Origin of the sequence: Muribaculum intestinale, from assembly GCF_002201515.1 — a bacterium.
Taxonomy (GTDB): domain Bacteria; phylum Bacteroidota; class Bacteroidia; order Bacteroidales; family Muribaculaceae; genus Muribaculum; species Muribaculum intestinale.
The window spans coordinates 350786-377364 of the sequence record NZ_CP021421.1; the positions used below are offsets into that span (position 1 = coordinate 350786).

The window sequence follows — 26579 nt, forward strand, 5'->3', positions numbered from 1 at the left end:
CATCGACCTCCAGGAATGAAGAAGAAGAGCAAAATATCAAATATGATAAGCCGCGGAAGCGCTTTCATGCGGCTTGCCTTGATACGCACAAAGGCATTTATGGCCTACTGCACCACCGGGGTGTGGAGCGACACGCGCCGCAGCTGGCGCATCAACACCATAAAGACAATCAATCTGACGGTGCGGTCGTTTCTCAACACCGACCTTCAGAACCGCGCGTCGGCCCTCACCTACAATACCCTGCTGGCCATAGTGCCGGCGCTGGCACTTCTGTTTGCAATCGGGCGCGGATTCGGATTCGAGAATCTGCTCCAGACTCAGCTCTTCCAGGCTCTGCCGTCGCAAAAGCATGCGCTTGAGGCTGGTATCGAATTTGTGAGCGGCTATATGCAGCAGGCCTCACAGGGGCTGTTTGTCGGTGTAGGCATCGTGGTGTTGCTGTGGACCATGATATCCCTGATGAGCAACATCGAGGATACGTTCAACACGGTGTGGGGAGTGACCCACGCGCGCTCGTTCGGCCGCAAGGTAATCGACTATACCGCAATAATGTTTCTGCTGCCGATACTCATGATATGCTCAAGCGGAATATCGGTGATGGCGAGCTACGCCCTTGTCGACAATCCGCGGCTCCACTTCATCACTCCGGCGCTGAAGGTAGCGCTCGACGTGGCTCCGTTTGTGCTTACATGGATGTCGTTCACGGGGATGTATCTTGCGTTTCCCAACACCAAGGTGAGGTTTAAGAACGCTTTTCTAAGCGGGATATTCGCGGGCACGGCGTTCCAGATACTCCAGTATCTGTTTCTTTCGGGACAGATATATGTGTCGAAGTACAATGCCATCTACGGCTCGTTCGCATTCCTGCCGTTGCTGTTGATATGGCTCCAGCTGGTATGGACAATCACACTGGCGGGGGCTGTGCTGTGCTACTCGTCGCAAAACATATTCCAGTTTAACTTCTCCAACGACATATCGACCATATCGCTTGACTACAAGCGCCAGATTGCGGTGGTGATAATGGCCATAACCGTCAAGCGCTTTGACGACGGGCGGCCTCCGCTCACCGTCACCGACTTTGCCGCAAACTACCATATGCCGTCGAGGCTTATCACCCAGCTTATCGACGAGATGGTGATGGCGCGGCTGCTGTCGCCTGTGGCCGTGGGCGAGGACATATATGCCTACCAGCCTGCCACCGACCCGGGAAAGGTGACTTTAGGATATGTGCTCGGCAAGCTCAACTCGCAGGGCGCCAACGGATTCATACCGGGCTTTCAGAAGGAATTCGCCGATATAATAAAAGTAATCACCGACAATACGCTACGCACCATCGACATGTGCGACAAGATACTGCTGCGCGACCTCCCGCTCGACAATGTATAATCGACTGCCGGCGATTTATGGACTCTTGATTTTTCACAGCAATTCATTGGAGTTTTACCCATTCTTTGCGGTCGAAGTCGTAGCGCTTTATCACACGGGCGGGGATACCTGCGGCAATAGAGTAGTCGGGCACATCCTTGGTTACTACCGAATTGGCGGCAATGACACAATTCTTGCCGATAGACACATTGCCTATCACAACCACGTTCTTGCCGAGCCAGGAACCGTCGCCTATCACCACGCGATCGCCGGGATTGTAGCGCACGCCCTGCTTATAGATATGTGTGAAGGGATCTTCGTATTCATGGTTGTGATCGACTATATGCACATTCGGGGCTGTAAGAACACCATCACCGAACACAATCTCGCCATAGGAAAATATGGTGGAATGGTTGCCAATCTCGCAATTGTCGCCAAAGACGAGCCGGGCATTATGGTCGCAGCACAGGTAGACCGACGGACGTATCTTCACTCCCCGGCCGCATGACAGATGGCCGCGGTTGACAATCTTTGTACCCATGCCCACATACAGCCCTCCGCTGTTAATAATATTGTAGCGCAGGGAGTAGTAGCGTCCCAACAGATTCTTTATTATCTCTTTTATTTTGCTCATGCCTCAGTAAATCAGTCAAACACGCCCTCGATTGATTCGCCGGTCTCCTCCTGCTCGTCGGCAAACTCTCCGTAATATTCCTTCTCGCATAGGTTGACATTGGCGGGGAATGTAAACTTGGCGTCCTGCTTGTAGGGGAGAGTCGGGTCGGCGTATACTTTCTGCATGAATTTACCGTAGATGGGGAGTGCCATCGATGCGCCCTGCCCCATGGCCATGCCGTTGAAGTGGATGTAGCGTTCCTCGCCTCCTACCCATGTGCCCGATACGAGCTGGGGAGTGAATCCCATGAACCAGCCGTCGCTGTTGGAGTTGGTGGTTCCGGTCTTGCCGCCCATCTGAGCCGTAAGATTGTAGGGGGGACGGCGCAGACGGTTACCGGTACCGCCGTCAACTACGTTGAGCAGTATGGAGAGTATTTTGTAGTATGCGTCGGTCGATATCACCTCGGTATGGCGCGGTGTGAACTCGCTTATGATATTGCCGTTGTTGTCGGCGATGGATGTGACAAACACAGGGTCGACACGCATGCCCTTGTTGGCGAACGCCGAGTAGGCGGTGACCATCTCCTTGACCGACACGTCGCACGGGCCGAGACAGAGGGCGATAACCGGGTCGAGCTTGTTGGTGATGCCGAAGTTGTGCATGTTGCGTGCGAGCGTGGCCGGCGACAACTGTGACATCAGACGTGCCGAAATCCAGTTGTTGGAGTTGGTAAGAGCCCAGCGGAGGTCGACCATCTCACCTACACGCGCACTGCCGGCATTGCGCGGCGTCCACGGGCGTCCGAGCTCGTCGTAGATGGTAGGCTGCTCGTTGAGCAGCTGGTCGCAGGGTGTGAAACCCTCCTCCATGGCGTATGTGTATAGGAACGGCTTGATTGTAGAGCCGATCTGGCGACGTCCGGTCGACACCATATCATACTGGAATGCAGAGAAGTTGGGGCCGCCGACATAGGCCTTGACATGTCCGGTCACAGGCTCCATCGACATGAATCCGGCGCGGAGGAAGTGTTTTGTATAGAACAGCGAGTCGATGGGCGACATGAGCGTGTCGATCATGCCGTTGTAGCTGAACACCTTCATATCCTGCTTTGTGGCGAACGCCTTCTTAATCTCGGCCTCCGATGCCCCGGCCTTCTTCATCTGGTAGTAGCGGTCGGTCTGCTTCACGGCCTTGTCGATAAGGGCTACGAGCTGAGCCGACGACAGTTCCTCGCGGTTGGTGGTATAGGGGGCACCCTTCACTCCTTTTTTCTCGCGGAAGAAACTTGGCTGGAGTGTCTGTCCGAGATGCTCGGTGACAGCCTCTTCGGCATAGCGCTGCATGCGCGAGTCGATTGTGGTGTAAATCTTGAGGCCGTCGGTGTAGATGTCGTATCTTGTTCCGTCGGGTTTTGGATTTTTCTCAATCCATCCGTAGAGGGGGTTGGTCTCCCAGGCAATTGAGTCGTCGATAAACTTCTGCTTCTCCCAGCCTCTGTAGTCGGAGCGTACGGGATGCTTGGCGCGCAGCATGCGGCGCAGTTCCTCGCGGAAATATGGCGCAGGACCTTCCTTGTGATCGACACGGTGGAAGTTCAGTTCAAGCGGGAGAGCCCGCAGCGAGTCAAGCTCGGCCTTGGAAATCATATCCTCCTTATACATCTGCTCAAGCACCACGTTGCGGCGGTCGCGTGTGCGCTCAGGCTTACGCACCGGATTGTAGTAGGAGGGGTTTTTGACCATTCCGACCAGAGTGGCAGCCTCCTGGATATTTAGGTCCTTGGGGTCTTTGCCGAAATACACGTATGCAGCCGACTTGATGCCCACGGCGTTGTAAAGAAAGTCGAACTGATTGAGATACATCTTTATAATCTCGTCCTTCGAATAGAAGCGCTCGAGTTTTACGGCAATCATCCATTCGATAGGCTTCTGAAGAGCGCGCTGCATCAGCCCGTCGCTCGACGGGGAATAGAGCAGTTTGGCAAGCTGCTGGGTGATGGTGGAGCCGCCGCCGGCATTTTTCTGCCCCATAATCACGGTCTTGACGGCCACACGTCCGAGAGCACGCAGGTCGATGCCCGAATGGTCCTCAAATCTAGAATCCTCGGTAGCGATAAGTGCATCGATTACATTCTGTGAAATATCGTCGAAGTCAACGTAGACGCGGTTGCCGGTGCCGTTGAAGTAGCGTCCCAGCTCTTCACCGTCGGCCGAATATACAATAGAGGCGAAACGGTCCTTTGGGTTTTTCAACTCCTCGACCGGAGGCATATATCCGATTACTCCGTTATATACAAGATACAGGAAAATAGTGACTCCGGCCAGACACAGGCCGAACAGAATCCACATAGCCGTAATAATCCTGCGGGAGTTCTCCTTTATGAATTTCATTGCTTGATAGTTCGTTGGGTTAGAATCGCCGTCCCGACATGCAGTCAGGGTTTCGCAAAGTTAATAAATTTCCATCTCCCGAGCGTAGGCATAGCGGTTAAAATTATTCAAAGGTGGACGGCATGGCTATTATCGGCTTGTCAGTGCCGCATGATTTGCTATATTTGCAGAAAAATAGAAAAATTTAAACAAGAGATGAGATTTAACGGTTTTACTTATGCAACAGTTTTGGCGTTGCTGATTACAAGTATGAGCGCATGTGGCAATCCTACAGCAAATAGCGACCCGGCTCCGTCGGCAACAGACGAAGCCGTCAATCCGGCAGTCGAAAACATAATGACACGGACAAGCATCCGCCAGTATCAGCCCGACCGCAGTATCAGCCGCGACACAGTCGACCTGCTTTTGCGCGCGGCCATGTCGGCTCCGACCGCAGTCAACAAGCAGCCCTGGGCATTCGTGGTAATCGACAGCCGCGAGTCGCTCGACTCTTTGGCCGAAGTGCTCCCCTACGCAAGGATGTTGCGGCATGCTCCGCTTGCCATAGTCACCTGCGGCGACCTGGGCAAGGCTCTCGAAGGGGAAGCCCGCGAATTCTGGATACAGGACGTGTCGGCCGCGACTGAAAATCTGCTCCTGGCCGCCCATGCTCTCGGACTGGGAGCCGTATGGACAGGCGTATATCCGTCGACCGAGCGCACAAAGGCTGTGCAGGAGTGTCTCGGCATGCCGGCCAACATCATCCCTCTGGCAGTGGTGCCTGTAGGTTATCCGGCCCACGAGGGAGAACCCAAAGACAAGTACAAAGCCGACAACATACACTTCGGCCGCTGGTAACGGCTCCATAGTATATATACGTGCACATCCCCACTGCCGCGAATTGCAGCAGTGGGGATGTGCACGCTGTTTTATCGGCAATTGCAAAAATGAAGCACACGAAAGTTTTCGCCGAATAAGTGGGTAATTACATGGATAATGAGTAATTTTGTAACTCAAAATCACAACAAAACAAATTTAAATCGATGAATTTCGTAGAAGAACTGAGATGGCGCGGCATGCTCCACGACATGATGCCGGGCACCGAAGAACTGCTAAATAAAGAACAGGTCACAGCCTACATCGGCTTTGACCCCACTGCCGACTCGCTGCATATCGGCCACCTGTGCAGTGTGATGATACTCCGCCACTTCCAGCGCTGCGGCCACAAGCCTATGGCCCTTATCGGTGGCGCCACCGGCATGATTGGTGACCCCTCTGGCAAATCGGCCGAGCGCAACCTCCTTACCGAAGATACCCTCAACCACAATATCGAAGGGATGAAGGCACAACTGTCGAAATTTCTCGACTTTGACAGCGATGCTCCCAACGCAGCCGAGCTTGTCAACAACTACGACTGGATGAAAAGCTGGACATTCCTCGACTTCGCCCGCGAAATCGGCAAGCACATCACCGTCAACTACATGATGGCCAAGGACTCTGTGAAGAAGCGTCTCAACGGCGAGGCCCGCGACGGCCTGTCGTTTACCGAATTCACCTACCAGCTGCTCCAAGGCTACGACTTCCTCTACCTTAACCAGAACAAGAACTGCAAGCTGCAGATGGGCGGTTCCGACCAGTGGGGCAACATCACCACCGGCACCGAGTTGATACGCCGCACCAACGGCGGAGAGGCCTACGCCCTAACATGCCCGCTCATCACCAAGGCCGACGGAGGCAAATTCGGCAAGACCGAGAGCGGCAACGTATGGCTCGACCCGCGCTACACATCACCCTACAAGTTCTACCAGTTCTGGCTCAATGTAAGCGACGCCGACGCCGAGCGCTACATAAAGATATTCACCGAACTCACCCGCGAAGAGGTAGAGCAACTCGTCAAGGAGCAGGCTGCCGACCCCGGACTGCGCCCCATCCAGAAGCGCCTTGCCAAAGAAATCACAACTATGGTACACAGCGCCGAAGCCTATGAGGCCGCCGTGGAGGCATCATCGATACTCTTCAGCAAGGATGCCGCCGAAAAACTCCACCGCATCGACGAGGCCACTCTGCTCGATGTGTTCGAAGGCGTCGACACATTCAAGGTTGCAAAGAGCGACATCGAGAGCGGTGAGACAAAACTCATCGACCTCCTTACCGAGAAAGCCGCCGTGTTCCCCAGCAAGGGAGAGCTGCGCAAACTTGCCCAGGGCAACGGTCTGTCAATCAACAAGGAGAAAGTAACCGACATCAACCTCCCCGCCACTGCCGACATGCTCCTCGCCGGCAAGTACATCCTCGTGCAGAAAGGCAAGAAGCAGTATTTCCTTCTTATAGCCGAGTAACCGGAAATCACGACATATCCCATAAAAATCAATCCGGGATGCCATTTTACAGGCATTCCGGATTGATTTTTATATATTTTTACATATCTTTGTGGCATTACAATACCATTTTTCTTCAAAAGCAACACAGTTTAACACATTTATCATTATCGTATGAAAGTATTCTACTCATTAATTGCCGCGGCCATGACAGCCGCATGCGCACAGTGCGCGATGGCACAGACTGTGACATCGGTAAAAATCGGCATCAAGAGCAACAGCGGCACCGTAGGCAATCCTGTGACCGAAGGAAAACTCGCCGTAGGCGGCACACGCACATATGCCGCAATCGTTGAGCCCGCCGAAGCCGCGAGCCTGCCCGTGACATGGAGTGTCTCCAACCCCGACTATGCCGTATTTGACGCATCTGTCGAAGGAAAGATACGGGGATTAGGCGCAGGCACTACCATTATCACAGCCGAAGTAGGTGGTGTGAAAGCCGACTATACCCTCACCGTGGCCCAGAAAGCGGCTAAAGTAGGCGACTATTATTTTTCCAACGGCAGCTGGGAATCAAGCGGTATCGTTGCCGGAAAGACATGTATCGGTGTGGTATTCTATGTCGACCCGTCGGACGAAAACGGCATGACAGGCAAGATTGTGTCGCTCGACGAAGCCGATCAGCTACAGTGGTCGCTCGCATCGGCCGGTCAGCCGGGAGCAGTGTCGGAAACCGACGGCCTGGTCAATCTCGACGCCATACGCAGTGTGAACGGATGGGAAAATACATTTGCCGCCGAAGCATGGTGCGCGTCGAAGACCGACGGCGGTCTGCAATGGTACCTCCCTGCCATAGGCGAGTTGCGTCAGCTGTTCGCCGCCTCATGCGGACTGACATGGGTTGCCTCGGGAGCAGCCGAGGGCACAAACCAGATCAACGACTGGACGGAAATGAATATCACCATGCGTCCCGCCGACCCTGCCGACAACACCTCTGACAAGACCAACCCCTACCCCGCCAGCCGTGAGGCTTTCAACAAGAAATTCACCAACATAGGCGCAACGCCACTCAACGGGTCGGGCACCCTGCGCTACTGGTCGTCAACACAGTATGCCGAGGATTTTGCCATGCAGCTGGCATTTGAAGGTGGCTACCCGATGTCCTATCCCCGACACTACATTTTCGACCAGACACGTGCGATAGCCCGCTTCCCGCTCGACCGGGGCACATCGGGCATCGACGCACCCACAGCCGCCGGAAGCACCACGGCAAATGTGGCCATCCGTCCCAACCTAGCCTTGAGCACAGCAACAATTGAGGCAGGCACGGAAATCACAGCTGTACAGGTATACTCGCTCATCGGCTCACTGACCGCCGCCAAAGCCGCCATCGACGGCACCACAGCCACAATCAACGTCGAGACTCTCGCTCCCGGCACATATGTCGTGACCGTGGCCACAGCCGACGGAAGCCGCCGCTCGGCCAAGCTAATCAAGCGCTGAACCGCATGATATAACATGAGTTCGATATAAGCAATCAGTTGACTTTGTACTGATTGCTTATATCGAACTCATATTAAATAGTTTATACTATATCCGTAAAAAACTTTCCGGATGAGATATTACTCGGCCACGCTGACCTGTGCCACCTTGGCCTCTGTCACCTTTGCCTTGGCAATCTTGCCATCCTTGCGGTCACGTGACATCACAACTGCCTTTCCGTCCTTGCCCGCAGCAATCTTTCCGGGCTTCATGCCGTGGTGCTGACGCCCGGGAGCGCCCATACGCGGACCCTGCGGAGCAGGAGTGATGTAAGCGTTTTCAAGGAAAATCACATACTGATCCGGTGTAAGCACCTGCTTCATACCGTCGAGATATGCTCGTTTGTGGGCCTTGCGGGCTGAGTCGCGCTCTTCGCGCAGTTTCCGCTTTTCGGCCTTGGCTGTCTCCTTCGATTCGGCTGCCACGGCTTTGCGTTTTTCTGCACGTGATTTCTGGAGGTCCTGTATTTTCGACTTCTGGGCGTCGGTAAGGGTAATGCCCTCGAAGAGTACAGAGCAGCACTCCTGAGGAGCGTTATTGCATGTGGCCTCTACTGCACATTTGGCCTGAGGACCATTCTGGCTGCGGGCTTTGGGATTCTGAGCTGATGCGGAGAGAGTGAAAAGAGATGCGCAGAGCATCATGACACTTAATACTTTCTTATTCATTTCGAAAATTATTTAGTCAGTTAATATTGTTCTTATGCATTATCTGACATGAATAACAATCGAACGTTTATTATCCCCGCGGTCTTTAACTCATATTTAACACTTTTCTGTGTTATTTTCCTCCTTTTCAGTAGCTTTCAACACAATAGGATTTGGCACAAGTTCGGGCAGCAAAGCTATGTCAAACACCTCTTTGACAGTGTTGACATGGTGGAATACGAGACCATCAAGATACTGCTTCTCGATATCGGCGATATCCTTGCGGTTTTCCTCAGAAAGAATGATATCCGTGATGCCCGCACGCTTGGCGGCAAGTATCTTCTCCTTAATGCCGCCTACCGGCATCACCTTTCCGCGTAGAGTAATCTCGCCTGTCATAGCCAGACGCGGAGCGATACGCCGCTGGGTGAATGCCGACACGATAGCCGTGGCCATTGTGATGCCCGCCGACGGACCGTCCTTGGGTATGGCGCCCTCCGGCACATGGAGGTGAAGCTGATAAGAGTCAAACAGAGCCGGCTCTATTCCATATTCCTCGGCATGGGCCTTGACATACTGCATGGCGATTGCAGCCGACTCCTTCATTACATTGCCGAGATTGCCGGTAAGTGTAAGTTTCTCACCCTTCGACCGTGTGAGCGCAGCCTCGATAAACAGTATCTCTCCTCCGGCGGCAGTCCAGGCAAGGCCTGTGACCACGCCCGCAAAATCGTTGCCCTCGTAGCGCTCGCGGGTATAGCGGGGCACTCCAAGTATCGAATCGAGATGCGACGGTGCTATGCGCGACGGAAATTTGTTGCACTGCAGCTTGTTGAGCACCGACTTGCGCACCACCGCTGCCAGAGCCTTCTCAAGCTGGCGCACACCGCTCTCGCCGGTATAACGGTCGATTATAGCGGCAATGGCATCGCGCGACAGCGACAACTGCTGACGGTCTACGTTGTATTCCTTCAGCAATCGCGGTATTATATGGCCTCGGGCTATCTCCACCTTCTCCTCAAGCAGGTATCCCGACAGCTCGATTATCTCCATTCGGTCAAGCAGAGGCTGCGAAAGGGTCGACAGGGTGTTGGCCGTAGCTATGAAGAGCACCTTCGACAGGTCGTAGTCGACATCAATATAATTGTCGTGGAAATGACAGTTCTGCTCCGGGTCGAGCACTTCAAGCAGTGCCGCCGACGGATCACCCTTGAAGTCGGCGCCGATTTTGTCGACCTCATCAAGCAGAAGCACCGGGTTGGTAGTGCCGGCGCGGCGCATGGCCTCCATGATGCGGCCGGGCATCGCACCGATATATGTGCGGCGATGACCGCGTATCTCGGCCTCGTCGTGCAGACCGCCGAGCGACACACGCTCGTATCTGCGGCCAAGAGCCGACGCGATTGCGGCGCCGAGCGACGTCTTGCCCACTCCGGGAGGGCCTACCAGACAGAGGATAGGCGACTTGCCCGAAGGATTGTTGATCATCACGGCTATCTGTTCGAGCACACGCTCCTTAACCTTGCGCAGACCGTAGTGGGCGTTGTCGAGTATTTTGGTAGCCTGTCCGAAATTTTTCTGAAGCGGACTCACCACTCCCCACGGGAGCGACAGCAGAGTCTCAAGATATGAATACTGCACGTTATACTCAGGCGATTGCTGGCTGAGGCGTGTCAGCTTCTCAAGTTCGTGGGCAAAATGCTTCTGGGCCGACTCGGTAAACGCCGTCTCCTCAGCCTTGCGGCGCAGTGTGGCAATATCCTCGTCCTCATCGCCATACAGTTCCTGGCGCACGGCGGCAAGCTGGTTCTGGAGGAAGGCGCGGCGCTGCTGCTGCTCGAAATTGGCTTTGGCGTTCGACTTGATTTTCTCCGTCACCTGCATCATCTGCTCACGCTCGGCAAGCGCTTCCAGCAGTATGCGTGCACGCTCCTTCATATTGCCCTCTCCTATCATGCGCATCTTGGCGGCAAGGGCTACCGGGAGCTGTGTGCACAGGAAGTTGAGAGCCACCCTCGGATCGGCATCATCGGGTATCTGGAGCATCATGAACTCCTGATTGCCGTCGGAGTGCGACTGTAGAGTCTTTATCATCTCCTGTATGGCTGCCATCGTGTTGGCAAATCCGCGGTCGTTCTTGCGAGGCTTTACATCGCGCTCGGTCTCCGCCGAACAGCGCATCGGAAACGCGCCGTTGGTCTCGCCTGTCGCAGGGCCGGTGATTTTCACACGATCGGTGGCATGCAGGAATGCGGCATGCGAGCCGTCGGGCAGGTCAAACACTTTAAGCACATGGGCCACAACACCATACTGGTTGAGACGGTTGAGATCGGGATTGTCGTCCGAAGGGTCAAGTTGGCAGAACACACCTACCGGCACACCTGTCTCCTGAGCGAGACGGGCTGTCGACAGTGTTACCTCACGCTCGATATTGATAGGCATAGGCACGCCGGGGAAAAGCACCAGATTGCGGGTGGCAAGCACCGGAAGGGCGTCCATGTCGGGGCGCCGGATATTGGCATCGGGATGTATCTCTATCTGTCCTACGTGGATACTGGTATGTTCGTTATTGTGGCTGCTCATTATTATCGTTTGCGGAATATATTGAGTCGTATAATTTGCTGAAAAACAAGTGTGGCTCCGTCCCGGTATCACTCACCGCGACAGAGCCGCAAAGTTACAAAAATTCGCCGACATATAAGAGCTTGTTTAAATTTAGAGCTTGTTTAATAATAAATGTTGCCGACAGGGCGGTCAGTCGTCGGACAGATTTTCGCTTGTGATGAGGGAGTTATGGGGCTCCATAACGACCGAAGAGCGGGCGGAAATATGCCGGCGAATGGCCGACGAGAGGTAATTTGTTTCATATAGTTTATATATTTTTGCATTTACCTTACAAGCAGCCAAGAGATTGTGTAGGTTATAAAGTTACCTTTTGTCTCGTATATCTTGGCCGCTTTTCGCCCTGTTCCTCAGTCATGTACATAAAGTACACTCCTTCGTCACATGTCGAAAATCGCCTCAAGCTATACGACCCTGTCGGCAACATTTATTATTAAACAAGCTCTTAATATGATACCCATTTTGAGAAGAATAAACAAAAAGACGCCGACAAGACTCTCAAAAGCAAAGTAATATGAATTTCATACAAGCTATAAGAGCCGCGGCATGAAAATCTCATGCCGCGGCTCTTGCTATATTATGACTGTTAAGTAAGTCGTAAAAATTAATTTATACTAAGCCGCATGGGCAAAATTGATATTGAGTTCAGATCCAAGCGCAGCCAACGCACGGTTAGTTGCATAGAGCAGGGAGTCTGTGGAGCAATAATCCGCAGGTCTGAGCCATTTGCCCTTGAGGATTCTCCAGAGCGTCTCGGCGATATTCAAATGTGGACTATACGGTGGGAGGAAAAAGAGATACAACCCACGTTTCTCCCATATTGGACGGAGTTCCCGCATGAGTTTGCATCTGTGGACGCTTGCATTGTCAAGGACAACAAAAGTGTTTTTACGGATACGGAGAGAAAGTCGGTCAAGAAAGTCGGCAATCTTGTCAGCGGTCATATTCTCAGTTGTGGAGAATCCTTCATATCGATTGTTGCGGTCTATCATGCCGAAAATATTGAGTCTCAGACCTCTTTCAGATGGGATATAGACATCTTCACCTCGGAACTGCCATCCGTATGGCACATATCCCTCGGTGCAGATGTGGCTTTCATCTCCATAATAAATGTCGATGAGACAATCTTTTTCCTGTTGTACGAGTTCTTGCAGCTTCTCGGTCTTATACGCATAGAGCTGCGGCGAGGGTTTCCCCTTTGGACGTTTTCTTATACGTCTATATCCCGCGCCAAGGCGGATAAAAAAGCCCTGAAGGTACTCTCGGAGGCTTCTTTCCCTGAAGCCTGCTGCCATGCCTCTTTCGCTTTCTTCACGCTCTGCCTGTCGTTCTCTATGGCTTTGCGTACCGACTCTTCGTCCGAGCAGTCCATTATTGGCTTCCGACCCCGTCCGGGACGTGTTTCCAGCCCTTTGATTCCTTCGGTCTCGAAGCGTTTCACCCAGGAATTGACTGATATATGGGTCATGTCGGTCTGTTCTCCAACCTGTTCCGAAGTCAGGCCGGTGGATTTCAGAAGCACTGCGCGACAGCGCATGCGGTATGCGTGGCTCTTGCCTTGGCGAAAGCCTTCCTCTAATTGCAGACGTTGTTGGTCTGTCAGTTGTATAACTTTGATTTTTGCGATAGCGATGTGTCTTTATGTGTTTACACAAAGATACGCAAAAAAATTGATATAAACTAATTTTCAACATCTACTTATGTGATATACTTTTAAATAAACAGACCGGAACGGTTTGAGTCAGTGGCCTCAGCCGGCGGTGATGGTCACGCTTGAGCCGGCCTTTGTCGGGAAACTTATTGCATCCGTCGACAGCACTGTGGCTTCAGCGCCTTTCACCTTGCAGTTGCCGGCGCCGGGGAACTTGACGGTACATGGATTCCCGGCGAGCGACTTTATTGTGGCGGCCTTCAGCTTGCCGTCTGCCCACGAGGCGTCGACCTCGAAGCCGCCGCGGGCACGCATGCCCGAGAAACTGCCGTCGGCCCACACGTCGGGCAGAGCGGGTAGCAGGTCGATACTGCCGCCCTGGCTCTGGAGCAGCATCTCGGCAATACCGGATGTGGCACCGAAATTGCCGTCAATCTGGAACGGCGGATGTGCGTCAAACAGGTTGCCGTACACGCCTCCGGCTCCGTGGGGAGTGGTCAGCGACAGACAGCTTGACAGCATGCGGTGGGCATGGTTGCCATCGCGCAGACGCGCCCAGAAGTTGAGTTTCCACGCACGGCTCCAGCCAGTGCCTTCGTCGCCTCGTGTATTGAGCGTCACCTTCATAGCGTCGACCAGCTTGTCCTCGCGTTCAGAACGTCCGGGCACAATCTGCGAGCCTGGATGCAACCATATCAGATGGTTGACATGTCGGTGGGTGTCGACATACCGCCCGAGCGAGTCATCCCAGCGGCCATCGCCGGTAAGGTCCTTGCGCACCTCGTCTTTCCACTCCATAAACTGGCCGCCCTTGCCGATGCGGGGCATTGACATGCGGCTCTTGGCCTCGGCTATCTCTTTTATCTCGGGGTCATCTCCCTTGCCAAGCAGATCGGCAGCCTTGATTACGGCGTCCATCATCTCATATACAAGACCCTGCGATGCGGTGCAGCCAAGCGAGAAGGCGCCATGCTCGGGAGAGTACGACGGATTTACCACAAGGGTGCTGTCGCGCTCGTCGGTCCAGAGGGCGTCGACCCAGAAGAGCACTGCATTTTTCATCGTGTCGAAGTTGTCGCGCAGAAACTCCTTGTCCTGGGTGAAGTTGTAGTACTCCCATATGTCCTGACACATCCACACGGCGCCTTCGGGATAGAAACTGTAGGAGCCTGAAGCGGCGGGTGCGGTGTTCGACCATATGTTGGCCTCATGGTTGGATATCCATCCGCGCACATCGCCTCCGTCCTGACGGCAGTGGTAATGGCGCGCCGTGATGGTGCCGCGCGGCTCAAGCGAACGTATATAGTCGATCATCGGCTGGTGGCACTCCGAAAGGTTGGTGGTCTGCACGGGCCAATAGTTCATCTCCACATTTATATTGGTATGATAGTCGGCATTCCATGGATTTTCGAGATGCTCTCCCCACACTCCCTGCAGATTGGCGGGTAATGATCCGGGACGCGATGACGCAATCATCAGATAGCGGCCAAACTGATAGTAAAGAGTCTCGACATACCGTTTTGTATCCTCAGATGCTGTGCCTGCGAGCATGTCGGCAAGCCATCGGTCGGTATATTCCTCGGGCATAGCGGTGTTGCCGCCGAGCTGCAGACGGTTGCGGTCATAAAGACTGCGGTAGTCGGCCACATGATCGGCACGCAGCTCCTTATAGCTCTTCTTGCGGGCCGCCTCTATGCGGTCGTTGGCCTTGTCAAGGGGATTCTCGTCGGAAAAAAAGTTGAAGGTTGTGTCGTTGCAGAATTTGTAGTTGGTGGCCGCCGACATGGTAAGCACTATCTCCTTGGCGCCGCTTACTGTAATCGAGTCGCCGGCGGCACTTACTGTTCCGTCGGTCGAGTGGACGTCGAGCACCTGGGCAAATCTCAGGCCATCCTTCCAGTCGGGATTGTTGCGCTCACGGGCAGGGGTGGGCCATCCTGTAAGAGTGATGCGCCCGTCAGCTGCCGACATGCTGTAGTCGGAGTGGGGACAGTCGATACGTATACTGCGTGTCATCGGCTTGTCCGACGTGATGCGCACAGCCATCACATTATCGGGATAGCTCATGAAATACTCACGCTCCACATTGGCGCCGTCTGCGGTATATTTCACTGTCTGCACGGCGTTGTCGATATCCAGCGAGCGCTCATAGCCGCTGTAGCTCTCCGGAGCCTCAAGGTCGGATATGCGTATGTCGCTCACCGTCTGATATGAACCGAAATGGTTTTTGACACCGAGCAGATTGGCTATATAATCCTCATAAATGCCTTTTTCGTCATACTCTATGGCATCGTCGACATTGCCTGTACGCTCATACTTTGAGTTGTCCATCCTGTTGGCGCGGCGCTGCAACTCATTGCGCAATGCCTGTAGCATCTTATGATTCTCGGCCTTGGTGTGCAGATGGCCTCCGTCGTAATCCTTGTCTTCTCCGGGGCCGCCCGACCATAGACTGTGTTCGTTGGTCTGGATTACCTCGACAAACGGGTCGCCATAAATCATCGCTCCCATGTATCCGTTGCCAATGGGTAGCGCCTCCGACTCCCATACCTTGGCCGGGGAATCGTAGACAGCCTTCATCGGAGCCTGTGTGACAGTGACCGATGCGTCGGCTGACATACAGGAGACTACCGCGCCTCCTGCGGCCACAGCCGCAATGCCTGTGATAATAAGTTTATTCTTTTTCATGATGTATAAATTTCAATCGTTCCGATTAAAACATAAATGAATATCCCGATAAAATTACAATGATTGTTAGCTCATCCACAAAGATAGCCATAATCCCATAAATATACAAGTCCGGCATTCTAATGATGCCATACATAATTGAGGGTTCATTCTATTTCAGGGGTCTTATTCAATATTTCCGGGAAATATTTTGCCACAATGCTTCTCACGAGCCTTACAGTGCTCTCCGGCGACACTGCGCTCTGACCCGGCATTGCCGCATGCCTCCGGCCCGACAGCATGCTCTTCTCAGGCCATTCACCCTCCCATACCTTGACCGACTCGACAAATGCCGCCTCATCATATTCGCGCCCCTCTTCCATGGCTGAGATTACCGCATCGGTAAACATCTTCCATCGTTGCAGATAGAAATCCGACAACAGCCCAGCCCACTGTCGGTTGGCATAGTCGTTGAGTTTCCGTCCTGGGAGTCCCCACACAGTGAGGAGTGTGCGTGCATTCACCTCCAGGCTGTCGCTCTGCCGGGAAGTTTTACCGAAAGCGCGTGCCGAGGACACCCATTTCGCCAGTGTGGTATTGGGATTTGTCGACATCAGGGTATCAATCCCAGAAATTACATTCTCCATATCGGCGGCATATCGCCTTGCCTCAGGTATATCCATGCGACGGTAAGCCGACACAAAACTGTCGCGCACTGAAGCAAAATGATTGCCGAGCAGCTGACGGCCGATATTGACGGCATCGCGCGACAATGCCGCATTGCTCCATGCTCTTTCGTCAGAAAGCATAAGCCTGAGCGCCTCTACAAGGGCATTCTGCGAATAACGGTATGACGAGTTGGTATATCCGCCTGTTGGCTTGTCGACAAACGGACGCGAATTGGTCTGGCATGCCTCCCCCACCCTGGTACATTTCACATACACACTGTCGGCAAGAATACGCCACGCCCGGGCTATGGCATCCGACACTTTTGCGCCACGCGAGCCTGCCCAGCGGTCGGCCCACTGTCGGTAGCCGAGACCCGGCTCCCACACTTTGGCGAATACATATTCGTCTATCACAGGATTCATCGAGAATCCTTCGAGAGTGCCTCCGATACCCGCAAGATTACTCCCTGCCTCTGCCACGACAGCCGATATCTTGCGGTCGATATCGGCCATATCGCCTACCATCATTGTGTTGCCGCCAAAGTTGCCGAGATAGCACCATATGAACGGCTTGCCGAAATATGCATCGCTCATACGCCATATTTCCTTGCGGTCGCAGAAATAATCGAGCAAGAGCAGATTTTCGTCGGGCACACCGTCAAGAAACGCCTTGATGCGCGGCTTGGTCCAGTGCTTGCGGTCGTAATAGAAATTCCATGTCATCTGAAGCCAGCGGGCATCGGGGTCAGCCGCGCGCAGGGTCGAATATATGCCTGACGACGCGGAGCGCAGATATTCCTCGCTCCAGTCGGGCGAATCCACCTCATTGAAAGGGTCTATGCCATAGATATGGTCGGTGCCGTATATCGAGTCCTGTATGGACAGGAATGTATTCTGTATGGTGGCGTAAAGCGGATCCGACGGGTCAAGAAACCAGCACCGGTCCTTGTCCTCGAATCCCGACCACTGTGATCGCAGCGATATACGGGCATCGGGATACAGCGCGCGAAGTCCATCGGGGACATGGCCGGCAAACGCGGGCATAACGGGTGTCATGCCCAGCTCTCGCTCACGCTCAAGGATGCTGCGCTGCAACGATTCCTGACTGTCGATCCATGGCTGTGCAAGAGGCCCCTGGAAATGGTCGACATTGTTCATCCAGTGCCAGGGCAGATGTGCGGGCCCCGTGAATGACGACATTATAGATGCATCGTCCAGCCCGAGCCGGCGCCATGTCAACTGCCATGTACGCTCCTGTCCGGTCATGGCCAGCGGGAGATTTATCCCGTTGAGGGCCATCCAGTCGATAAACCGCTCCCAGTCGCCCCAGTTCCAGTAAGGCATCGTATAGCCGAAAGTGCAGTAGTTGAGAAAAAAGCGTTCGCCAACAGCAGCCCTGGCGCCATAGCCGGTGGCAGGAATTACAATATCATCGGGCACCTGAACAGAATCGTCAGCAAACCACGACACGCTTACTCCAAGGTCGCGGCGCAGATAATTGTTGAGCCCCACCGACATTGATATTGCATTGTTGCCTTTTATCACAACCATGCCATTGTCGGCAGTCACTGCGAATGTATCGCATTCGGCGGGAATCAGCTCATATCTGATTATCCCTGCCAGAGAGGGAGCCACGCGCCGGGTAAGACGACCGACTGCCTCAATATCACCTGAGGCCGACCGACCTGCCGGAAAGACCGACACAGGCATGGCCATAGACAAGGCCAAAGCCATCGCGGAGAGAAATGTTTTCATGCGATTAATTTAGAGTTATATTCTACTGTCGACCAGAGTATTATTCCCGAATTCGGAGGATACGCCCGCTACGGTCAAGGAGATATGTACGCGGAGTACGCGGCAGATAATACATACCCTCATCCTCGATTGCGGATGTCGACTGTGCTACAATCCATCCCGCGGGGAGTTCGCCGGCGGTACTGCGCCAAAGGTCCGTATCGTCGTAGGGGTAAAGAGCCATGACGGCCATGGTGCCGGCTCCCACAGCGCCGCAAAGGGCCTCGTCGCGATTTAAGGAATCAATCAGCGCATGGCAATCGTGGCAGTCGGGGTCGTAGAATACAAGAAGCGTGCTGTCGTGGGCTGCAGCGAGCTCCAGCAGTGTAGAGCTGCGCCCCTCGATATCGGTATATGTGAAGTCGGCGGCAACGACGCCAGGACGGTTGCAGTCGATGTCGCGCAACTGCGCCAAATAACGTTCGTGCATGGCCTCGTCGATATTGTCGGAGAAAGCGAGCCGGTCGAGAAACATTATATATGTGCCCTCGCTGTACATGGGCGAGTCGGTCGAGTTGAGATATGTCTCGGCCAACCAGCCTGTGAGGTCAAGAGCCAGAGAGTCGGAAGCGGCACGCGAAAGCATATTGCCTACGGCCATATCGCGCACACTGTCGGACGATGCGTGGGGCATGACACTCAGAAAGTCCACGAAACTCTGCTCCATGAACGCCGTGTCGCGGACACATGAATCCTTGCCGGAAAAATCAATGCCGTCCCAGAAACGTGTCAGCAGGTAATCGGCCCTCTCGGCAGGCTTCGTAAGGGATGACGGAACTTCAGGCAAAGGAAATTCCCGCCCGCCATTTTGTCCTGAACCTTTGCCGGCTGAAGAAGCGTCGGCCCCCGCATAAATCAGGGCTATTGCGGCGGCTATCACAGCCGCTAAAAAAATGCGTCGTCTCATAGACGGTCATTTTACCACCTGATAGCCGGCCTCGGCAAGACCGCGCCTTATTATCTCGATATGCTCGTGGTTGCGTGTCTCCATCACCAGGCGCAGAGTGCAGCTTGCAATCGGAGTGTCGGTCGAAGTGCGCTCGTGGGTCACTGATATGATATTTCCGCCAAGCTCGCCCACCACCTTGCTGACATGGGCGAGGACACCGGGATTGTCGCTGAGGTCGATGGTGACGGCATACTGGCGTCCGCTCTTTATAAGACCGCGGTTGATGACGCGGCTCAGCATGTTCACATCGATATTGCCGCCCGACACAAGGCATACCACCTTCCTGCCTTTTACAGGCACCTTGTCGAACATGGCCGCAGCCACAGCCACAGCACCGGCACCCTCGGCCACAAGTTTCTCCTGCTCCATCATGGCCAGGATTGCGGCGGCAATCTCATCGTCGGTGACGGTGACGATGTCATCGACATATTCGCGGCAGAGCTCGAATGTATGCTCGCCGGGTTCTTTCACAGCAATGCCGTCGGCTACAGTCGATACCGAGGGAAGTGTGATACGCTCGCCGCCGGAAAGCGACTTCACCATGCTCGGCGCACCGGTGGCCTGCACTCCGTAGACCTTGACATTGGGATTGATTGACTTAATTGCGAAAGCCACACCTGATATCAGTCCGCCGCCACCCACAGGCACAATCACGGCATCGACATCGGGCAACTCGTCGATTATCTCAAGGCCTATGGTGCCCTGACCGGCTATCACCAGCGGGTCGTCAAAAGGGTGTACAAACGTGTAGCCGTGCTTGTCGCGCAGACGCAGGGCCTCGGCGTAGGCGTCATCATAGACTCCGGGCACAAGCCTTACATCGGCGCCGTACTTCTTGGTAGCCTCTACCTTGGAGATTGGCGCGCCCTCGGGGAGGCATATCAGCGACTTGATGCCGTTGGCCTTGGCTCCGAGAGCCACTCCCTGCGCATGGTTGCCTGCCGAGCATGCTATCACGCCGTGGGATTTCTCTTCCTCCGACAGCTGCGATATCTTATAGTAAGCTCCACGGAGTTTAAACGAACCGGTGTGCTGCAGACACTCGGGCTTTAGATATATGGTACTTTCAGGGTTAATCTTGGGTGCATGTATCAATTCGGTGCGACGCACTACGCTCTTAAGCACGTGGGCGGCACGGTATACATCAGTCAATTGGAGAACTGTCGACATATTATAGTATTTTATAGAGCGAAGACTTCCTTCCCTCTTCGATGCAAATGTAGCAAATTTCAACAATTCGGTAAAAAAATGAAACAGACTTTTAACCTCTTTTTTTTGAATATTGCACCATAATCCACTACCTTTGTGCTCGCAAATCAACTAACCAATAAGAAGATGAAAAAATTAGAAAGTCTCGTTGCACAAAAGTTGTTAAAAATCAGTGCGATTAAACTCCAGCCGGACGTGCCTTTCACCTGGGCCTCAGGATGGAACTCGCCGATATATACCGACAACCGCAAGACTCTCTCTTATCCTGAGCTACGAACTTTCATCAAGGTCGAACTCTGCCGTATCATTCAGGAAAACTTCGAGCGTCCCGACGCCATCGCCGGCGTAGCCACCGGAGCCATCGCCATGGGCGCCCTGATTGCCGACGAGCTTGGTCTGCCTTACGTGTATGTGCGCTCCGCTCCCAAGGACCACGGCTTGGAAAACCTTATCGAAGGCAATCTGAAGCCCGGCCAGAAAGTAGTCGTAATCGAGGATCTTATCTCAACCGGAGGAAGCAGCCTTAAGGCTGTGGAGGCTATACGCAATGCCGGATGCGAGGTAGTAGGCATGGCAGCGATGTTTACCTACGGCTTCCCTGTGGCAGTGAAACGCTTCAACGAAGCCGGTGTGAGACTCATCACTCTGAGCAACTACAACGCCATGCTTGAGGCTGCCGTAGAGACCGAATATATCCGCCCAGAACACCTTGAGACCCTCAAGGAATGGCGCAAAGACCCTGCTGCCTGGAATCCCCACACCGGAAACGCCGAGTAACCGACTACAGCCCGTAACAACGACTGTATCACAACAATATACGTATGGGGAAATCGTGCCCGCAGGCCCGGTTTCCCCATGCATCTATCCACCCCTGACACAAATTGACATCAAAAATGACATCATACACAAGCCAGCCGAAAGAGGTAGATATGCCCGCTTCGGCAATATATGCCCGCATAAGCGACTTTTCAAAATTTGAAGACCTCGTGGCCAAACTGCCCGAAGAGGTACGCTCGCAACTGGGCGAGGTGAAATTCACCACCGACACTATTGTGATACCTCACAACATGCTCGGACAGATAACACTGCGCGTAAGCGAACGAGTGCCCGACAAGCGCATCGCCCTCCAGGCCGAAAACGCCCCTGTCCCCATGTTCATGGCCATCAATCTCGAAGCAAAGGCGCCCGAACTCACAGAAGTGCAGACTGCCATCGACGTAGACATCCCCGCAATGCTAAAGCCCATGATTGGCCCGAAAATCGAGCCTATGCTGAAGCAGTCGGTTGAGAAATTCGGCGAAATGATTGCCAACATAGTAAAAATCTAAGAATTACATAGACTATCCGGAAATATTCCATGACAGGAATATATTTCCGGACAGTCATTTATGTCATCGGCCGATATACCAACGCCAAAGTCAGGCAGCGAGGCACGACGACCCCAATCCACTCTATTCTGTTTGTAATATCATGGCATCAAAACTCTGGGAAAAGAACGTAACGGTAAACACCGACGTAGAGACCTATACCGTAGGACGCGACCGCGAGATGGACATGTATCTCGCACGCTTCGATGTGCTTGGCTCGCTGGCCCATATCACTATGCTACAGTCGGTAGAGCTGCTCACCAAGGAAGAACTCGACATCCTTACAGCCGAACTGCGCGACATCTACGCCATCATCGAGAAGGGCGATTTCGCCATCGAGCCCGACGTAGAGGATGTGCACTCGCAGGTTGAGCTCATGCTCACACGCCGCCTCGGCGACACCGGCAAGAAGATACACTCAGGCCGTTCGCGCAACGACCAGGTGCTCGTAGACCTCAAACTGTTTACCCGCGAGCGCATCGAGGATATCACCCGTGCGGTGGCCTCGCTCTTCAATACCCTCATCGACCAGAGCGAACGCTACAAGAATGTGCTGATGCCGGGCTATACCCATCTGCAGGTGGCCATGCCCTCATCGTTCGGACTGTGGTTTGGCGCATATGCCGAATCGCTCATCGATGACCTCACAGTGCTGTCGGCGGCCTACAAGGTGGCCAACCGCAATCCGCTTGGCTCCGCCGCCGGCTACGGCTCATCATTCCCCCTCGACCGCTCGATGACCACCCGCCTGCTCGGATTCGAGTCGATGAACTATAATGTGGTCTACGCCCAGATGGGACGCGGCAAGACAGAGCGCATTGTGGCCCAGGCACTCGGCTCGATTGCAGCCACCGTAGGCAAACTCGCCTACGACGCCTGCCTGTTCAATTCACAGAATTTCGGCTTTATCAAACTGCCCGACCAGTACACTACAGGCTCGTCGATAATGCCACACAAGAAAAATCCCGATGTGTTTGAACTCACACGTGCCAAGTGCAACAAACTCCAGGCTCTCCCCTACGAGATAACACTGATAACCACCAACCTGCCATCGGGATACTTCCGCGACCTCCAGCTCGTAAAAGAGAATTTCCTACCAGCATTCGACAATCTTGCCGACATCCTGTCGATGGTGACACGCATGGTGAGCGAGATAAAGGTCAACACCGAAATCCTCGACGACCCGCGCTACGACCTGATGTTCTCCGTCGAGGAAGTCAACCGTCTGGTAGTTGCCGGAATGCCGTTCCGCGACGCCTACAAGAAAGTAGGGCTCGACATCGAGAATGGCGACTTCACCGCGCGCAAGGCTGTCGACCATACCCACGAAGGCTCGATAGGCAATCTCTGCAACGACGCCCTGCGGGCATTGTTCGACAAGACCGTCGACTCATTCGACTTCACCACCTATCATGCCGCCGTCGATTCCCTGCTGGGACGATAAGGCAACATCCTCTGCACATACAAGCCTATGCCAAGACTGTCATATGCCATAGCGTCGGCAATCATATGCTCACTGTCGCTGTGCTCGTGCCATGATACCGTCGACAGCGAGCGCATCCCTTATGCCCCGGTTCATGTCGACCTTTCGGGGCAAGGCACGTGGGACACATACGGTGTACATGCCTTCGGCCAGGGACGCAAATTCATCCGCACGGGCAACAGTGCCGACCAGGAACCTAAAAATTTCCATTACAACGACCTTTCGGCCACCGGATTCGGAGGTCTGCTCCTCGTGGGCGACCTCGAAAACATGCCTCTCCTCTATGACCTTGCCTGTCCAGTGGAGCGCAAGCAGTCAGTACGCGTATCATACAATCCCGACACACAGCTTGCCACTTGTCCGCAGTGTGGCTCGCAATACAATGTGTGCGAGCATTTCGGCTCGCCCGTGTCAGGACAGGCCTTCCAGCATAAATGGGGGCTTAAGCGCTACACTCCGCGCCCCTCGTCGCTTGGCGGATATATCCTCGCCAACTGACCTGACCCGTCATCCTGCCGCCGTACACATCATCACTTCACCTGCAACAAAAAAACGCTCGGGCTGATATCGGTTGATATCAGCCCGAGCGGTATAAGAGGGATGTCGGTAGACTTCCGGATTACTTCTTCTTGCGGTTGCCGTAGCGGCTCATGAACTTGTCTACGCGGCCTGCGGTGTCGACGAGCTTCTGCTTGCCGGTGAAGAAGGGGTGAGAGGAGCTGGTGATTTCCAGCTTGACCAGAGGATAGGTCACGCCATCTACCTCGATAGTCTCCTTGGATGCAACGGTCGAACGGGTGATAAAGATTTCGTCGTTAGACATATCTTTGAACACTACTTCGCGGTAGTTGGAAGGATGGATGTCTGCTTTCATCTTGATGTCTGTTTTGTTGTGTACATTATTAATTACGCCGTCAAGCGCCGGAGCCGCCTCTAATGTGCCCCGATTCGTAATGGCGCGGCAAAGTTACGGATTAATATCCACTCCGCCAAACTTTTCACAGTCAATTTCAACACATTTAAACATTTTCCCGTTCAAAGCACTCATTACAGCTATGAAACAGATATGTAACAGCTTGTTTAATAATAAATGTTGCCGCCAGGGTCGTATAGCTTGAGTCGATTTTCGACATGTGACGAAGGAGCGTACTTTATGTACATGACCGCAGGAACATGGCGAAAAGCATAGAGCCGTGTACTACCTACACGGCTCTACGGGAATTATATCTCAACGATATCTGTCAAAATGATTTACTCATACTCAATAAGAGCCTGATCGGTAGCCACCACCTGGTCGGGAGCAACGAGGATACGCTTTACAGTACCGTCAATCTCCGACGAGAGGTCGTTTTCCATCTTCATGGCCTCGTATACGAGCATTGTCTGGCCAAACTTGATTTTGTCGCCCGGCTTCACCTTGATTTCAACGATGCGTCCGCCCATCGGAGCATTGAGAGTGGGACCGGTCACCGGCTCTGCCTCGACAGCAGGCTTCTCCTCCACCTTTGGAGCGGCGGCAGCCTGTGTCTTCTCCCACTCTTCGGCGCGACGCTTGCGCAGGAAGCCGTTGGCCACGGTGGGGAGGAGCTCAAGGAGCAGATATTCCTCCTGATTTGATGCGAGCTTCACACCGCCCATATCTTCAAGCACAGGATTTTCGGGCTTTTTGTATTTTGTCACATCGTAAGGAGTCTCTACAGGAGTTCCGGCAATCTTCTCGCGGAATGCGGGGTCTACGGCTACCGGAGTGTGGCCGTATTCGCCCTTTACCAACGAGATAAACTGGTTTGAAGGATTGCTGTAGTCGGGATTTCCCTTCTTGCGGTCGAGGGCCACACTTACAGCCTGGCTGCCTACAATCTGGCTGGTAGGAGTCACAAGGGGCACAAGGCCGGCATCGCGGCGCACCTTGGGAATCAGGCGCATGGCGTCGTCGAGCAGGTCGCTCGCACCAAGAGCCTTGAGCTGGGCCACCATGTTGGAATACATACCTCCGGGCACCTCGGCATCCTTGACAAGCAGGTTGGGCTTGGGGAATCCGAAGTAATCTTCGATGGCATGGCAGGCGGCAAGCAGACTCTCCTCGTCGTTGGCCTTGGCGGCTGCGATGGCACGGTCGAACAGTGCATCGATTTCGGCAGGAAGTTTGTCGGCCAGCGGGTCGAACGCTTTCGGGAAATGATCCTTGTTGAGGTCGAATGCGGCGAGCTGCTTGCGCACGTCGTAAAGCTCGTTGCGGATTTTGCCCACAGCCTCCATGTTGGCCTCAAGCTCTATGCCGAGTTTCTGGCAGAAGATGTAGATAAGCTCGATGGCAGGGGCGGCAGAGCCTTCGCCGAACCACCAGATGTTGGTGTCGAGGATATCCACGCCGTTGATAATAGCCACGAGCGACGATGCAAGGCCATATCCGGGAGTACAGTGTGTGTGGAAATCGACCGGCACATTTACGGCAGCCTTGAGTTTGGGCATAAGCGATGCGATACGGGCGGGATTTACCAGACCGGCCATATCCTTGAGGGTAATGATTTTGGCACCAAATCCCTCCATTGCCTTGGCCTTCGACACGAAATATTCGTCGGTAAATATCTTTTCAGGAGCAGCGGGCACCTCGGCTTTCTTGCCGAAAAGTCGAGCGAAGAATCCCGGTTTTTCGGCGGGTTCCGCGGGTGCTTCCTCCTTGGGGTCGACGGTGTAGCATACAGCTCCGTCGGCTATACCGCCAAGCTCGTTGATCATGCGTATCGACTCCTTCACGTTGTCGAGGTCGTTGAGAGCGTCGAAGATACGCATCACGTTAAGACCGTTATTGATAGCTTCCTTATAGAAACCCTCAAGCACACTGTCGGGATAAGGCACATAGCCGAAAAGGTTGCGGCCACGCGAGAGAGCCGAGAGCAGCGAGTGGCCTTTCATAGCCTTTGAGCAGATGCGCAGACGTTCCCATGGTGATTCGTCAAGATAGCGCATGACCGAATCGGGCACTGCACCGCCCCACACTTCCATGATATAAAAGTTGGCACCCTCGTAAAGGGGGAGCAGACGGTCGATACACGCCTGAGGCATACGGGTCGCAAAGAGCGACTGCTGGCCGTCGCGCAACGTTAGGTCTCTGATTTTTAGCTTGCGATTTGCCATATTTATTTGTTTTTTATTAACCGATTCATAACTTTTCCGGGAACCCAGGCTACGGAATATAGTAGAAACGACATCTAAAGCCACTGGTATCCAGAAAGTTACGAGCCGCAACAGTTTAGGATGCAAAATTAATAATTTTTGATGACAATTATACATATTATTCTCTCAAAA

18 protein-coding genes and 2 pseudogenes are annotated in these 26579 nt (G+C 53.7%); 8 read left to right on the top strand and 12 right to left on the bottom strand.

The genetic code is table 11. The features are described 5' to 3' along the window. The first annotated feature begins 15 nt into the window (after positions 1-15). A complete protein-coding gene (locus ADH68_RS01590; protein WP_157755856.1) occupies positions 16-1386 on the top strand; it encodes a YihY/virulence factor BrkB family protein in 1371 nt (456 codons plus the stop codon). Between the two features lie 43 nt (positions 1387-1429). Here the strand turns inward: ADH68_RS01590 and ADH68_RS01595 are convergent, their stop codons facing one another. After that, positions 1430-1999 (bottom strand): acyltransferase, encoded by a 570-nt coding sequence (locus ADH68_RS01595; protein WP_068960075.1) that lies wholly within the window; start codon positions 1997-1999, stop codon positions 1430-1432. 11 nt (positions 2000-2010) lie between these two features. Then, positions 2011-4374: a transglycosylase domain-containing protein gene (locus tag ADH68_RS01600; RefSeq protein ID WP_068960074.1), complete on the bottom strand. Its 2364-nt coding sequence runs from the start codon at positions 4372-4374 to the stop codon at positions 2011-2013. 249 nt (positions 4375-4623) lie between these two features. On the opposite strand from ADH68_RS01600, the gene ADH68_RS01605 reads away from it, so the two are divergent. The 3 genes from ADH68_RS01605 (at position 4624) to ADH68_RS01615 (ending at position 8174) form a co-directional block, all read left to right on the top strand. Further along, positions 4624-5211, top strand: coding sequence for a nitroreductase family protein (locus ADH68_RS01605; RefSeq protein WP_088294760.1), 588 nt, complete (start codon positions 4624-4626; stop codon positions 5209-5211). 185 nt (positions 5212-5396) lie between these two features. Next, positions 5397-6692, top strand: a complete 1296-nt coding sequence (tyrS, locus tag ADH68_RS01610) for a tyrosine--tRNA ligase (protein ID WP_068960073.1) — start codon at positions 5397-5399, stop codon at positions 6690-6692. 153 nt (positions 6693-6845) lie between these two features. Continuing rightward, positions 6846-8174: a T9SS type A sorting domain-containing protein gene (locus ADH68_RS01615; RefSeq protein WP_068960072.1), complete on the top strand. Its 1329-nt coding sequence runs from the start codon at positions 6846-6848 to the stop codon at positions 8172-8174. A gap of 119 nt (positions 8175-8293) precedes the next feature. Here the strand turns inward: ADH68_RS01615 and ADH68_RS01620 are convergent, their stop codons facing one another. The 8 genes and pseudogenes from ADH68_RS01620 to ilvA form a co-directional block, all read right to left on the bottom strand. Next, positions 8294-8881, bottom strand: coding sequence for a Spy/CpxP family protein refolding chaperone (locus ADH68_RS01620; protein ID WP_133165736.1), 588 nt, complete (start codon positions 8879-8881; stop codon positions 8294-8296). Positions 8882-8977: 96 nt separating this feature from the next. Next, complete coding sequence (lon, locus tag ADH68_RS01625; protein ID WP_068960070.1) at positions 8978-11443, bottom strand: endopeptidase La; 2466 nt, start codon at positions 11441-11443, stop codon at positions 8978-8980. A gap of 653 nt (positions 11444-12096) precedes the next feature. Then, positions 12097-12861: pseudogene (locus ADH68_RS01630) on the bottom strand (IS630 family transposase); the annotation flags it as partial. Beyond that, positions 12783-13019 (bottom strand): annotated as a pseudogene (locus ADH68_RS14110) (helix-turn-helix domain-containing protein); the annotation flags it as partial. The pseudogenes ADH68_RS01630 and ADH68_RS14110, both read right to left, overlap by 79 nt. 213 nt (positions 13020-13232) lie before the next feature. Further along, positions 13233-15821, bottom strand: a complete 2589-nt coding sequence (locus tag ADH68_RS01640; protein WP_068960069.1) for a glycoside hydrolase family 95 protein — start codon at positions 15819-15821, stop codon at positions 13233-13235. Between the two features lie 146 nt (positions 15822-15967). After that, positions 15968-18223: an alpha-N-acetylglucosaminidase gene (locus tag ADH68_RS01645; RefSeq protein WP_084273935.1), complete on the bottom strand. Its 2256-nt coding sequence runs from the start codon at positions 18221-18223 to the stop codon at positions 15968-15970. A gap of 40 nt (positions 18224-18263) precedes the next feature. Then, entirely contained in the window at positions 18264-19169 is a 906-nt protein-coding gene (locus ADH68_RS01650; protein ID WP_084273934.1) for a DUF5106 domain-containing protein, read from the bottom strand. A gap of 6 nt (positions 19170-19175) precedes the next feature. Continuing rightward, a complete protein-coding gene (ilvA, locus tag ADH68_RS01655) occupies positions 19176-20381 on the bottom strand; it encodes a threonine ammonia-lyase (RefSeq protein WP_068961988.1) in 1206 nt (401 codons plus the stop codon). 165 nt (positions 20382-20546) lie between these two features. On the opposite strand from ilvA, the gene pyrE reads away from it, so the two are divergent. The 4 genes from pyrE to ADH68_RS01675 all read left to right on the top strand — a co-directional run bounded on the left by pyrE (position 20547) and on the right by ADH68_RS01675 (position 23768). After that, on the top strand, positions 20547-21197 hold the full coding sequence (gene pyrE, locus ADH68_RS01660) for an orotate phosphoribosyltransferase (RefSeq protein ID WP_068960067.1): 651 nt from the start codon (positions 20547-20549) through the stop codon (positions 21195-21197). A 116-nt stretch (positions 21198-21313) separates the two neighbouring features. Further along, positions 21314-21748, top strand: coding sequence for an SRPBCC family protein (locus ADH68_RS01665; protein ID WP_068960066.1), 435 nt, complete (start codon positions 21314-21316; stop codon positions 21746-21748). 142 nt (positions 21749-21890) lie between these two features. After that, positions 21891-23231 carry an argininosuccinate lyase gene (gene argH / locus ADH68_RS01670; protein WP_068960065.1) on the top strand — a complete coding sequence of 447 codons (1341 nt, stop codon included), beginning with the start codon at positions 21891-21893 and terminating at the stop codon, positions 23229-23231. 27 nt (positions 23232-23258) lie between these two features. Continuing rightward, a complete protein-coding gene (locus ADH68_RS01675; RefSeq protein ID WP_068960064.1) occupies positions 23259-23768 on the top strand; it encodes a hypothetical protein in 510 nt (169 codons plus the stop codon). Positions 23769-23889: 121 nt separating this feature from the next. Here the strand turns inward: ADH68_RS01675 and ADH68_RS01680 are convergent, their stop codons facing one another. Both ADH68_RS01680 and ADH68_RS01685 read right to left on the bottom strand, forming a co-directional pair. Further along, complete coding sequence (locus ADH68_RS01680; protein WP_068960063.1) at positions 23890-24144, bottom strand: type B 50S ribosomal protein L31; 255 nt, start codon at positions 24142-24144, stop codon at positions 23890-23892. Between the two features lie 377 nt (positions 24145-24521). Continuing rightward, positions 24522-26408, bottom strand: a complete 1887-nt coding sequence (locus tag ADH68_RS01685) for a biotin/lipoyl-containing protein (protein WP_068960062.1) — start codon at positions 26406-26408, stop codon at positions 24522-24524. Positions 26409-26579: the final 171 nt, after the last annotated feature.